The following is a 13,135-nucleotide window of genomic DNA, read 5'->3' as shown; positions in this document are numbered from 1 at the left end:
ATTTAAAAGTCGCTGATTTAGCGGCTTTTTTGTTTTCAGTTCAATCCAGAGTTGAAAAGGTTAGCTTATATTCAGTTCGATTTCCGAAAACCACGATGATCCTTTAAAAAGAGAATCCCCTACAATCCGTTTACTTATTCCAGGTCTGCAGCTTCTCACCAAGGTAATGGAGTACCTTAATACGTACGTCGGAGTCCCCCTCGAAAAAGGCGATAAACTGGTCGATATCCTGATATACAACTGATAAGAATTGTTTTTTTGGTTTGAATATATGGATTGTTTCTGAAGCTGCTATGGCATGATGATGCAACTGTAATCAGGTCTCTTTTCTGGTGTATGGAGTAAATTTCCAGTAACAAAAAGATTGTCAAACTGAAAAAAATATGATAATTTCATATCTGTAACCGGTTACACACATAGGAGTGAACGTTCATGACAACAATAAAAGATGTAGCTAATTTGGCTGGTGTCTCAGTAGCCACCGTATCAAGGGTCATTAATGAAAGAGGTTATGTTCATGCGGACACTCGTAAGAAAGTGGAGGAAGCGGTCAAGCAGCTTAACTTCTCTCCCAATGAGGTAGCTCGCTCTTTATACAAGCGTAAGTCCAAATTGATTGGCCTGCTGTTACCCGATATTGCAAACCCTTACTTTCCGCAGCTTGCGCGCGGCGTAGAGGACCGGATGCAAGAGCAGGAATTCAGACTGATTTTCGGAAATAGTGATGAGGATGAACAGAAGGAAAAGGATTATATCCAGACTTTTATCCAGAATAATGTAGTCGGCGTAATCTCTTCAACGAATTACCCTCATTCTTCAATATATGAGAATTTGAAAATTCCCGTGGTGTTTCTTGACAGAACACCTCTGGACAGTCCCTCCGTATTTGCGGATGGCAGAGAGGGTGGACGTCTGGCTGCACGGGAAATCATCAAGCGCGGAAGCCGCCGAATTACAGTTATGCAGGGACCAACACATATCAAACCTGCACAGGATCGTTTTGAAGGCGCAATCGAGAGCATACGTCAGGCTGGCCTGGATTACCGTGTAATCCAAACGACATCCTTTTCCTTTAACGATGTTGGGTTATGGGCGGATGAGCTTTTCAACAAGTATGGCGATACCGACGGAGTCATTGCAAGTAATGACATTGCAGCTATGGCGGTACTGCATGAGGCTTTGCGAATCGGCAAAAAAGTTCCGGAGGATATGCAGATTATTGGATTCGATGATATCCCGATGAGCAGCCTGTTATCGCCGGCATTGTCAACCATTCGCCAACCGGCGTACGAGATGGGAAGGGAAGCTGCCGGTTTGCTTATCAAACTTGTGGAACAAGCTCCAATCGAAAACAAACACATACAGCTTCCGGTCAGTTTCATTGAACGGGGCACAACAAGAAAGGTGAATTCAAATGGCTAAAATATGCGTAATTGGCAGCAGCTCCATGGATTTGGTTGTTACTTCTGCAAGGCGGCCGGGGGCGGGTGAAACCGTCCTTGGTGACAGCTTCAAAACCGTTCCGGGCGGCAAAGGAGCAAATCAGGCAGTCGCTGCCGCAAGGCTGGGGGCCGACGTTTCCATGATCGGCCGGGTGGGCGATGATGCTTTTGGTACAGCCATTTTAAATAATTTCAAAGCAAATGGTGTAAATACGCAGAATGTGAAACCGGTTACACATTTGGAGAGCGGTACGGCTCATATCGTGTTGGCTGAAGGTGATAATAGTATCGTGGTCGTTGAAGCAGCAAACCGCGAAGTTACAGCAGCCTATGTGGATGAAGCGGCAGAAGTGATCCAACGTTCAGATATTGTACTGATTCAGCAGGAAATTCCGGAGGAAACCGTTGTTCGTGTCAGCGAAATTTGTGCCCAAAGCGGAACGCCCCTGTTGTTGAATCCAGCGCCGGCGAGAAAAGTACCGGATGAGGTCATCGACAAAGCTGCTTATATCACACCGAATGAACATGAGGCCGAGATTTTGTTTCAGGGAATGACCCCGGCAGAGGCGCTGCGCAAATATCCAAACAAGTTGTTTATTACGGAGGGCAGCAACGGGGTTCGATATTTTGACGGCGTACAGGAGATCGTTGTACCAACTTACAAAGTGGAACCAGTGGATACAACCGGAGCGGGTGATACGTTTAACGCCGCATTTGCGGTCGCTCTGGCGGAAGGTAAACCACTACAAGACAGCATTAGATTCGCTAACCGGGCTGCTTCGCTATCTGTGACCAAATTCGGTGCACAAGGAGGCATGCCGACACGGGATGAAGTGGAGGAAAGCCTGAAATGAAGAAGCATGGAATATTGAACAGTCACATCTCCAAGGTGTTATCTGATCTGGGTCATACAGACATGATTGTCATTGCCGATGCTGGCCTTCCAGTTCCAGATGGTATACCCAAAATTGATCTGTCCCTGAAACTGGGGACACCGAGTTTTCAAGAGGTCGTGGAGCTTATTGCAGACGATATGGTCGTTGAGAAAGTGATTTTGGCAACAGAGGTCAAGACAGGGAATCCAGAAGCTTTGCAATGTATTACCGAGAAATTTGGCGATGAAGTCATTGACGTTTCCATCAGCCATGAACAATTCAAGGCATTGACCCGGAATGCTAAAGTCGTCATTCGTACGGGCGAAGCTACACCGTATGCCAATTGCATTTTACAATCGGGCGTCATTTTCGGTTAAAAGGGGGACAGTATCATGCATATTCAGATGCAGGACATATATAAAGCGTTTGGCACCAACCAAGTGCTAAGCGGGGTAGATTTTGAATTGAAGGAAGGAGAGGTTCATGCCCTGATGGGAGAGAACGGGGCCGGCAAATCAACGCTTATGAACATTTTAATTGGTCTTCACGGGCGGGATCAGGGAACCATCTCCATTGACGGCAAAGAAACCTATTTTGCCAATCCGAAAGAAGCCGAGAAGATGGGGCTTGCTTTTATCCACCAAGAGTTGAACGTTTGGCCGGAAATGACGGTGCTTGATAATCTCTTCATCGGTAAGGAAATAACTTCATCCTTTGGGTTGCTGAATTCAAGACAAATGAAAGCGCTTGCCGCCGAGCAGTTTGCCAAGCTTTCCGTGCAGATCCCGTTGGATCGTCCTGCCGGTGAATGTTCTGTCGGTCAGCAGCAAATGATTGAAATTGCCAAAGCACTGATGACCGACGCCAAAGTCATCATTATGGATGAGCCAACAGCGGCGCTTACGGAGCGGGAGATTCAGAAGTTGTTCGGCGTAATCACTTCGCTTAAGAAAAATGGTGTTTCCATCGTATATATCTCGCACCGGATGGAGGAGATATTCACCATTTGCGACCGGATTACGATCATGCGGGACGGCAAAACGGTAGACACCAAAACGATTCCGGAGACCAGTTTTGACGAAGTGGTGCGGAAGATGGTTGGACGGGAACTCACGGAACGATATCCGGCACGAAATCCTTCGTATGGTGAAGTGGTCCTTGAAGTACGGGACGCAAGCAGCAAGGGATTGTTCCAGAATATTAGCTTCACAGTGAGAGCAGGCGAGATCCTCGGCTTTTCCGGGCTGATGGGTTCTGGACGAACAGAGATCATGAGGGCGATCTTCGGTTTGGAACCTCTGGACCTTGGCGAAATCATTATTCGAGGCAAAAAGGTTCATATTCGGAAGCCAGCGGATGCGGTTAAACATGGAATTGGATTTATTACGGAAGACCGCAAGGATGAAGGCTTGGTGCTCGATTTCTCCATTCGTGAAAATATGGCCTTACCGAATCTGTTCAGCTTCTCAAGTAAGGGCTTCATCTCGACTCAGAAAGAACAGGAATTCGTCGATACGCTCATCAAACGTTTGCAAATTAAGACGCAATCCTCTGAGACGGCAGCACGAAACCTGTCAGGGGGCAACCAACAGAAGGTGGTTATCGCCAAATGGGTCGGCATTGGTCCTAGTGTACTCATCCTGGATGAGCCAACACGAGGCGTGGACGTTGGAGCTAAGCGGGAAATTTATCAGTTGATGAACGAGCTGACAGACCGCGGAGTTGCCATCATTATGGTATCTTCGGAGCTGCCTGAAGTACTCGGTATGAGTGATCGAATCGCGGTAGTGCATGAGGGACGAATTAGTGGTGAACTGGCAAAAGAAGAAGCAACACAGGAAAACATTATGACATTGGCTACAGGGGGACAATGATATGACAACTTTGCAGGAAAACCAATCCGCCAAGAGCGGTTTCCGCTTGACAAATGTGACACAGAAATTAGGTCCATTGCTCGGACTGATCATATTGATTATCATCGTATCGGTGTTGAATCCAAGCTTTTTGGAACCGCTTAACATCTTGAATCTATTGCGTCAGGTTTCGATTAATGCGCTAATTGCTTTTGGCATGACATTTGTCATTCTGACTGGCGGCATCGACTTGTCGGTCGGCTCCATTTTGGCTTTATCGAGCGCCTTTGTAGCCAATATGATGCTGTCTGGCCTGGATCCGATTTTGTCGATCATTATCGGGGTGGCACTTGGTGGTGTCATGGGTATGGTGAACGGCCTGATGATTACAAAGGGTAAGATGGCCCCGTTTATTGCTACCTTGGCGACGATGACGGTGTTCCGGGGATTGACGCTGGTATATACAAACGGTAATCCGATTACCGGATTGGGCGATAGCCTGCTGTTCCAACTGTTCGGTCGTGGTTATATGCTAGGCATACCGGTTCCAGCAATCACAATGCTCATTACTTTCGTAATTCTGTGGACGATTTTGCATAAAACGGCTTTTGGCCGTAAAACGTATGCGCTTGGTGGCAACGAGAAAGCATCGATTATCTCAGGTATTAAAGTGCATCGTGTAAAAATCATGATTTACTCCTTGGTAGGTATGCTGTCAGCGCTGGCAGGCGCGATCCTGACATCCCGTCTGAATTCTGCACAACCTACGGCAGGTACTTCATATGAACTTGACGCCATTGCAGCTGTCGTTCTGGGTGGAACAAGTCTATCAGGTGGTAGAGGACGGATCGTCGGCACACTGATTGGGGTCCTGATTATCGGCGTGCTGAACAATGGTTTGAACCTGCTCGGAGTGAACTCGTTTTATCAAATGGTTGTAAAAGGCGTCGTTATTGCCATCGCTGTCCTGCTGGACCGCAAGAAAACGGCTTAAGGAGAGAAGCAAACATGAAAAAACTAACCATATTGCTTGTAAGCGTGATGATGATTGTTCTGGCAGGATGCTCTCTGGAGCCTCCGGGTTGGGCTAAGCCTGACTCTGCCGGAAGCAATGGACAGAAAAAAATCGGCCTGTCAGTTTCCACGTTGAATAATCCCTTCTTTGTTTCCCTCAAGGACGGGGTAGTTGCAGAAGCCAAAAAACAAGGAATTGAAGTTATCGTGGTTGATGCTCAAAATGATTCGGCTAAACAAACGAATGATGTGGACGACTTGATTCAACAGGGCGTGGATGCCCTTCTGATTAACCCTGCGGATTCCGCGGCAATCTCAACGGCTGTTCAGTCGGCTAATAGCGTAGGTATTCCCGTGATTACATTGGACCGTTCCGCAGACAAAGGCGACGTGGCAGCGTTAGTTGCATCGGATAACGTCAAAGGTGGACAAATGGCCGCGGAATATTTCGTAGAACACCTTGGCGAGGGTGCAAAAGTGATCGAACTTGAGGGTGTACCCGGAGCTTCTGCAACAAGAGAGCGGGGGAAAGGTTTCCACGAGATTGCTGACCAAAAACTCAATGTGGTTGCCAAGCAGTCTGCCGATTTCGATCGCTCCAAAGGTTTGAATGTGATGGAGAATCTGCTGCAGGGCAATCCTGATGTGCAGGCGGTATTTGCCCATAACGACGAGATGGCGCTGGGCGCGATTGAAGCAATTCAAAGTTCTGGTAAAGACATTCCCGTAATTGGATTTGACGGCAACGATGACGCGATCAAATCCATTAAGGACGGAAAGTTGACAGCAACAGTCGCTCAGCAACCAGTACTGATTGGCCAACTGGCGGTGCAAGCTGCTCTGGATGTGCTTGGCGGCAAGCAGGTAGAGAAATCAATTCCAGCTGAATTGAAGCTGGTGACTAAGGAAAACGCAAACGATTAAATCATCCTGTATATCCCGTTCTGGACGTAAAAGTCTAGGGCGGGATTTTCATTTCATTTTAATTCATTTTATTTTATCCAACTGCTACACTGGAGACGATAGTTGACATTGAAGCCTGCGGTAGTTTTTAATCGTTATATTATTAATCACATCTCGCCGGGATTGTAAATTAGTTGTATGCATGAGAAAAGGAGAGGTTAGCTCTACATGGAAAATGTATCAGAGGAAGATAAATTGCAATCCATCCATGCCTTCCAATCGACCATACGCAAATCCGAAAACGCATTGACTAATTTGACTCAGAAAGGGAATAACACTACTTTATTAAAGAAACGACTGAACGCCTTATATATCGGTTTGTCGATGCTTGAAACGGCCTGGAATCAAAAAGCTCATCATTACACCAAGGAAGAGTTAGCAGAAGCTCGCAATGTTCTTAGCGGTTTATTCCCATCACTTGAGAACAGTTACAGTAAGTCAAAAACGGGCAGCCCTCAAAAAACGCTTTTGAGAAGAAGAATTAAAGCATTTGAACTGGCTGTTCAGGTCATGGATGACGTTATGAGAAAATAAATTGCTGGGGGAAAAATCGTATTTGCCATACTTACACTTTTTCAAGAAACGTCAATGGTTCGTGTAAATAAGTTTTTAGCAAGATCCAAAAAAAACCATCTCAATTATTGAGATGGTTTAATTTTTGTTCATACGCTTCAAACATATTGACTCAATCATCAGAATAAACAGTTGTATTGAAACTTTCAGGACCCAAACGTACGTTATTCACATTATAAATGGGGTTATAGGAGAATGTGGCGTACGCTGAATAGACAAGCTGCCCGTTGCCTGGGGCTGGTACATTGAACTCCGAACCGGTAAAGCTTAAAATGCAAGGACTGAAAAAAGGGTTGTCCAATACAGTTGTAGTGGCCCGATACACAAGCTGTTGCGAACCGCCTAAACCTCGGTATACTTCTATGACAAGATCTCCGTTAACTGGCAACTGACTTGCCGTAAGTTCGATGATTCCCGAAAAAAAAGTCCGAATCGACATACCCGGGTTACTGATTTGCAATCCAACCTGAGCAAACAATAGAGGGACACCATTCGTAAAGCTGGGAGTTAAAATTTGCTGGCCATTGGAGCCTTGGGAAGTCCGTGCATCTAACGTTTTAACCATGAAATTTCCTCCTTCCGTATTTTCATAGAGTCCAGTTAGCCATGAGTTAATCGTCGCTGTATGAAACCGCATTGAAGCATTCTGGACCAACGCGGCTGGCTTGCTCTGATGGGGATGCCGGAACAAATGTCACAAAACAAGAATAGATAAGCTGCCCGGAAGGAGGAGGAGGCACATTGAAATCAGAACCATCGAAGCTTGCCAGTATGCTACCCACAGATGGAAATATAGGCTGGGAAACGACATAAATCGGCGTGCCTGTGTAGGTCGAACCTCTGAAAATTTCAAATCGAACGGAAGAAGGTTGTGAGGACAAATTTGCTACCGAAATCCGATAGGTTCCGTTAAACTGAGTGCGAACAACTGTTCCTGGATTGACAATGTTTAGACCAAGGATACCCACCAAAGTAGGCGTATTTGGAGTGAGTGGAACATTAAACGGAGCAACACCGTTAGACCCGAGTGAAGTACGAGCGTCAAGCGTACGAACCATAACAATTCCTCCAATCTATTATTTTGTTATATCTTATGTAGCTAGTTTCAAAGAGTTATCAGCTAATTGGTAAGGATTTTTTCGTGGAACTAACCTTATATCCTCTGGAACCATGTAAGTTTCCCAATCGGGGGCTTCAATGTATAATGATTATTCGAGGTGATGAAGATGGCAAGATCCAAAGAATTTGAAGTTAATGAAGTATTAGATAAAGCAATACAACTGTTCTGGGCCCAAGGATATGAGAAAACTTCGATGCAGGATTTGGTTGAATATATGGGCATTCATCGAAGAAGTATCTATGATACCTTTGGGGATAAGCATGCTCTGTTTATGAAAGCTCTTGAACGATATGAATCGAAGCAGACCAACAAAATGAGTTTTCTAATTGATACCCAAAAACCAATCAAAGAGATTATTCGGGCATTGTTTGAGTCAACAATAAGAAATGAAGGACAACCTATAGGCTGTTTTCTTGTAAACTCAGGCGTGGAACTGGGCGTATTGGATCCTGAGGTTGCATCCTTGGTTAATGAGAGTTACTTGCGAACAGAGGAATTCTTGAGAAACCTTGTTCTGGAAGGCCAGCAAAAGGGTGAAATCAAGGCTGACGTTGACCCTGTAGTTATTTCTCATTATTTGATGAATGCTTGGGTGGGGATACGAACGTTGGTTAAAACCACTACGGATTCGCAAAAATTAACAAATATTATGGATATGACATTATCCGTTTTAGATTGAAAATGGAGTTAAGGCATGGCAGGCAAAGAGGGGTTGTCTCCATGAAGGCTGGTTGTTTTAGTGATACAGGTTCTTGTCCAGTTATCGTTATAAAGAACTTGTATCGCATCTCTGGCAAAACTCATGGTTTCCTGTTCCACGTGATTATATAGTAGCCAGAAAATAATTCTTTACTGTTCGTTCTAGAAATGATATTCTAAATAGCAAGTTAGATCTAACTGTTTTTTTTTGCAGTATTTAGAACGATCGTTCTAAAACCATTTTCAAAGTTTGACTATACTAAAATACATGTTGATAAGGAGAAAATAGGATGAAATACACAGTTATTACAGGTGCAAGTTCAGGGATTGGATATGAGACAGCATTGGCGTTTGCTGCACGAGGCAAAAACTTAATTTTGGTCGCAAGAAGATTGGACAAATTACAAGAACTCAAATTAGCAATTCAGAATATTGACGCTACAGTACATGTTATTGTTCAAACTAGTGATCTATCGGATACTGCTCAGGCATACACACTGTATAACGCACTGAAGGAATATCAAATTGAGACTTGGATTAACAATGCGGGGCTTGGTGAAGGTTCTTTTGTAGCAGAACAGAATCTGGAGAAAGTTGAAACGATGCTGCGTGTGAACATTGAATCCCTGACAATCCTTTCCACACTGTATGTGCGTGATTATGCAGAAGTAGAGGGAACTCAGTTAATTAACGTTGCATCCGCACTTGGCTATGCCATTGCTGTTGGAAGTGTTGCGTATTCGGCGACGAAATTCTACGTTAGTGCCTTCACAGAAGGGCTTGCCAAAGAACTTGAAATAAAAGGTGCAAAACTAAAAGCAAAAGTCCTTGCTCCAGCTATAACGGAAACAGAATTTGTGAAGAAATCATTAGATACAGAAGAATTTGATTACAATGCAAATATGTCTAAATACCACACCGCCAAAGAAATGGCAGGATTTATGTTAGATCTGTATGATAACAACGAAGTCGTAGGGATTGTAGACCTGAACTACAATTTCAATCTGAGAAGCCCAATCTATCCAATCATAGGAGAATTGCATTAATATTTCATCAAACATGGCGTACAACTAAACATTGTGCGCCATGTTTTTAATCTCATCCTTTCATTTTTTATATAACCCACAGAAAACAACGATTATTGATTGATTTTTTCCAGCGATGTGTACCAGTCGTTCACCTCTTCAGTGATCTTATCACCACCTAGCTTGTGCCATCTAGCGACGACGAGATCGAAGCTTGACAGCGGCTCCTGCCCGTATACGATTTTGAGCATCGCGTCATGCAGTAACTCGTCAAGGACATCACCGATTTTTTCCATCGTAGGCGTTGGTGCACCGGTGAAGGCATCTGTCTTGTAGACGGAGGGATTGCTTTCAACGATTTGCCAACCCTTCAGCTCCTGCGGTGTACGGAGCAGCTTGTTTTTGATGTCATATGAGGTCTGATCGGATACGCCGCTGTTGATACGGGCAATCGATTCACTGAGCAAGTTAGGGACCGAGGGCAGAGACAGGCTTAAGAGATACTTCTGGGGGTCAGCAAAACCGCCCGGAACCTGGCTTTCCAGGAATGTCACCTTGCCATCCTCATAGCCGTAGTCGTAGCCTTCAGCGATACCCCAGCGATATGGCGAGCCAGCAGGAGGATCTATGAAGTTGTCATAAACAAAGTTCATATAGTTGAAAAAAATCTCAGGATTCGCCATATTTGCGTTGATAGCAATTGCGCCATACTCTGGCGGCGTGCCACGCGTACCGGATAAACCGCTCGGCCCGGCGGGGATCGGGTATGCCTCGAACCGGGCGTCCGGTACGTTCGTAGTTACGTTCCCTAGCGGCCATCCGGCCGCCCATAGCGGCGCCACAATCATGCCTACCTTGCCAAGCTTCCATGATTCCGTCGCTTGGACCTCATCGAGAATCTCAGCATCCTTTGGTATGTAGCCTCGCTCCATCCAGCGTTTTAACGTCGTTAGACCTTGCCGAATACTTGGCTGTACCGAACCGTAAGACAGCATCCCGTATGCGTCTGTGCTCCAGATATCCGGCATCTCCCCATAAGCCCCAAACACGAAGCCCGCATCCGACATCCAGGTGAAAAACGAATTTTTTAAGCTGATGCTAAGTCCATAGGTGTCGTCTTTACCATTGCCGTCCGGGTCTAGATGAACGAACGCATCCATGACGGATTCCATCTCGTCCAGGGTGGTGGGTGCTTGCAGACCAAGCTTATCAAGCCAATCCTGACGAATGTACAATACCTCGTTCGAATTCATCTTGCCGTCGAGGATTGGTATCGCCATTTTTTTGCCGTTGATCATGTATCGGTCCCACGACTCGGGTGCCTGCGCCATGGCTGCCTTCCACTTAGGTGAGGCATACTGCTCGAACAACTCTCCTACGTCGCGGAAGGCACCGGAGCGCAGCAACGGATACATATTTTGTCCACCCTTGAAGGTAACGATATCAGGAAGGGACTGACCGGTCGCAATCAAGGTATTCAGTTTATTGATGTAGACATCCTCATCACCAGTCGTCGTCCAGAGGTAATTGACCTGGATGCCAAGCTTGTCCTCAAACAGTCGGCTCAGTACATTGTTTTGCAGATCCTCACCGTTTTTGAACTCGATGTCCGGGTACAGATGCCCAACGGTCGTCAAGACGACGGGAGACTCATATTTTCCACCGATGAACGAAGGGGCAGGCCCTACAGACGTGTTTTCTTTCTCCAGTAGTTGGGAGGGGGCCGTTGGATCTTCCCAAAAGATAAACGAGAAAATCATAACAACCAGGAACAAGATGATCGCGAGACCAAACAGTCCTGTTTGCTTCAACCATTTCCAGATTAACATATCTCTGTTGCCTCCTGTTCACGGACCACTTTCCAGCGCAACGTCACCTGAAATCCGCCCAGATCTCCATTAGACAGCTCCATATTGGCCTCCGAGCCGAGCATTGCTCTCATCCGCTCATATACATTGTGAAGTGCCCACGCAGTATTGGCGTCCGCGCCGTAGTAGATTGCATTACGAAGCGTGTCGAGTCGACCGGGCTCGACACCACAGCCGTTATCCGCCACAATCAGCTCACAATATTCTCCGTTGGAATAGCCGCGAATTCGGATGTCCCCAACCATCCGCAGCGACTCAATGCCGTGCAGAATGGCATTTTCCGCGAGCGGTTGTAGTAGCAACCGCGGCACTTGTATATCGAGAAGCTGCTCTTCGACATCAATGGTGAAAATAAAGCGGTCCATCTGAAGGCTCTGGATCGTCAGGTATAACCGGACGAGCTCAAGCTCGTCCCGCACCGTTGTGTACGTGTTCTCGAACTTGATCGTTTGCCGGAAATAACGGCTTAAGCTTATAGACATGTCAACGACGGCTTGCTTCTCGTCAAGCTCAGTCATACTCTTGATAAACGCAAGCGAATTGTACAGGAAGTGCGGCTGGATCTGGGAGTGAAGCTGCCGCAGTTTTGCCTCCTTGGAGCGGATTTGCTCCATGTAAACCCTTTCAATTAATTCTTTGATTTCTTTGGACATCTCGTTGAAGCGCTCAAACAAATACATGAATTCGTCATTACTCTCCTGGTGGAGTGTGATGGAATATTGGCCGGATGTGATTTTCCTAACGCCCCAGAGCAGTTTACGTATCGGAATCTGCACGTCCCGGTATAACAGCAGGGCGAGCAGGATACTGAACAGAAGTAGGAAAACGCTAGAGAAATAGTAGAGACGCTGGTTAGCATAGATTGGATTGAGTACCTCACTGATCGGGGTATAGTCCGCGATGTACCAATCTTTGAAGTTACTCAGAGCAGTGAAATTAACGAGGTATTGCTCCCCATCCAGTTTAATTAGCCGGTTACCACTCATTTCTTTACCAACATCAAGTCGGCTTGTCAATTCATGAATGAAAGGAAGCTTCTCTGTGTCGCTTGTCAGCACATCCCCGGCCGTAGACAACAAGATTGCGCTGTTGTCGTTCGTTCCCTTGGCACGGTCCAAGTAGGCAAGTACATTTTTGGTGTCGATCTTGGCCCTGACGACATAAGACACTTCCTCCGGATCAAAGCGGAAGGTGTACGGATGCGCCAAATAATACGTCAAATACGTGCCATCGCCCGTCTGCTCATACTGCCAGAACGGGCGGAAGTGTGTCTCCAGGTACAATTCGCTTAACTTTGACGAAGTGGACGTTGAGGAGAAAGATGAACTGTCCTCATCGTAAATCACCATAAATTCGGCGTTCCAGTTGTTCAAGGCATGCAAAAGGTTCAACTTGTCCGATACCCGCCGCTTCAACTTGTTTAACTCAAAATCTCCTTCCAGAAAGGAAGGAGTCGCAAGCAGTCGCACATCTTTGTCGAGTACGAGAAAATCGCTAAAGGACGATACTTTGGACAGATTGTTGTCGATGTCTCCGGCCAGGAAAGTAAGCTCATTCAATTTCACTCTTTGAATTTCCTGCTTGATGAGCCGCACGCTGGAGCGATTTGTCAGATAGTAAAGAAGCAGGGTAGAGACGAGCAGTAGAAAGATGACAAGTACAATTTTTGTGAAAATGGTTAGTTTCATTATAGTGTCCCCGTT

13 protein-coding genes are annotated in these 13,135 nt (G+C 45.9%); 9 read left to right on the top strand and 4 right to left on the bottom strand.

Going from position 1 to position 13,135, the window contains the following annotated elements:
- The first annotated feature begins 432 nt into the window (after positions 1 to 432).
- The 7 genes from RS891_RS18355 to RS891_RS18325 all read left to right on the top strand — a co-directional run bounded on the left by RS891_RS18355 (position 433) and on the right by RS891_RS18325 (position 6,681).
- Complete coding sequence (locus RS891_RS18355) at positions 433 to 1,422, top strand: LacI family DNA-binding transcriptional regulator (RefSeq protein WP_315792800.1); 990 nt, start codon at positions 433 to 435, stop codon at positions 1,420 to 1,422.
- Complete coding sequence (gene rbsK, locus RS891_RS18350) at positions 1,415 to 2,296, top strand: ribokinase (RefSeq protein ID WP_315792799.1); 882 nt, start codon at positions 1,415 to 1,417, stop codon at positions 2,294 to 2,296. Before RS891_RS18355 ends, rbsK begins: the two co-directional genes overlap by 8 nt.
- Entirely contained in the window at positions 2,293 to 2,694 is a 402-nt protein-coding gene (gene rbsD, locus RS891_RS18345; RefSeq protein WP_315792798.1) for a D-ribose pyranase, read from the top strand. The genes rbsK and rbsD overlap by 4 nt, the downstream gene beginning before the upstream one ends.
- A 15-nt stretch (positions 2,695 to 2,709) precedes the next feature.
- Entirely contained in the window at positions 2,710 to 4,191 is a 1,482-nt protein-coding gene (locus tag RS891_RS18340; protein WP_315792797.1) for a sugar ABC transporter ATP-binding protein, read from the top strand.
- A gap of 1 nt (position 4,192) precedes the next feature.
- Complete coding sequence (locus RS891_RS18335) at positions 4,193 to 5,164, top strand: ABC transporter permease subunit (protein ID WP_076289211.1); 972 nt, start codon at positions 4,193 to 4,195, stop codon at positions 5,162 to 5,164.
- 14 nt (positions 5,165 to 5,178) lie between these two features.
- Positions 5,179 to 6,108, top strand: coding sequence for a ribose ABC transporter substrate-binding protein RbsB (gene rbsB, locus RS891_RS18330; protein WP_315792796.1), 930 nt, complete (start codon positions 5,179 to 5,181; stop codon positions 6,106 to 6,108).
- A gap of 207 nt (positions 6,109 to 6,315) precedes the next feature.
- A complete protein-coding gene (locus RS891_RS18325) occupies positions 6,316 to 6,681 on the top strand; it encodes a hypothetical protein (RefSeq protein WP_113054407.1) in 366 nt (121 codons plus the stop codon).
- A gap of 151 nt (positions 6,682 to 6,832) precedes the next feature.
- On the opposite strand, the gene RS891_RS18320 is transcribed toward RS891_RS18325, so the two are convergent.
- Entirely contained in the window at positions 6,833 to 7,285 is a 453-nt protein-coding gene (locus RS891_RS18320) for a hypothetical protein (RefSeq protein WP_113054406.1), read from the bottom strand.
- Positions 7,286 to 7,331: 46 nt separating this feature from the next.
- Entirely contained in the window at positions 7,332 to 7,778 is a 447-nt protein-coding gene (locus RS891_RS18315) for a hypothetical protein (RefSeq protein ID WP_315792795.1), read from the bottom strand.
- Positions 7,779 to 7,946: 168 nt separating this feature from the next.
- Between RS891_RS18315 and RS891_RS18310 the strand changes: the two genes are divergently transcribed.
- Both RS891_RS18310 and RS891_RS18305 read left to right on the top strand, forming a co-directional pair.
- Entirely contained in the window at positions 7,947 to 8,519 is a 573-nt protein-coding gene (locus RS891_RS18310; RefSeq protein WP_113054404.1) for a TetR/AcrR family transcriptional regulator, read from the top strand.
- Positions 8,520 to 8,829: 310 nt separating this feature from the next.
- Positions 8,830 to 9,585: an SDR family NAD(P)-dependent oxidoreductase gene (locus tag RS891_RS18305; protein ID WP_315792794.1), complete on the top strand. Its 756-nt coding sequence runs from the start codon at positions 8,830 to 8,832 to the stop codon at positions 9,583 to 9,585.
- Between the two features lie 92 nt (positions 9,586 to 9,677).
- Here the strand turns inward: RS891_RS18305 and RS891_RS18300 are convergent, their stop codons facing one another.
- Positions 9,678 to 11,393, bottom strand: a complete 1,716-nt coding sequence (locus tag RS891_RS18300; protein ID WP_315792793.1) for an extracellular solute-binding protein — start codon at positions 11,391 to 11,393, stop codon at positions 9,678 to 9,680.
- Positions 11,387 to 13,120, bottom strand: coding sequence for a sensor histidine kinase (locus RS891_RS18295; protein ID WP_315792792.1), 1,734 nt, complete (start codon positions 13,118 to 13,120; stop codon positions 11,387 to 11,389). The genes RS891_RS18300 and RS891_RS18295 overlap by 7 nt, the downstream gene beginning before the upstream one ends.
- Positions 13,121 to 13,135 lie beyond the last annotated feature (15 nt).

This window comes from Paenibacillus sp. BIC5C1 (genome assembly GCF_032399705.1).
Taxonomy (GTDB): Bacteria; Bacillota; Bacilli; order Paenibacillales; family Paenibacillaceae; genus Paenibacillus; species Paenibacillus taichungensis_A.
This window is presented reverse-complemented; position numbering and strand designations above follow the sequence as displayed.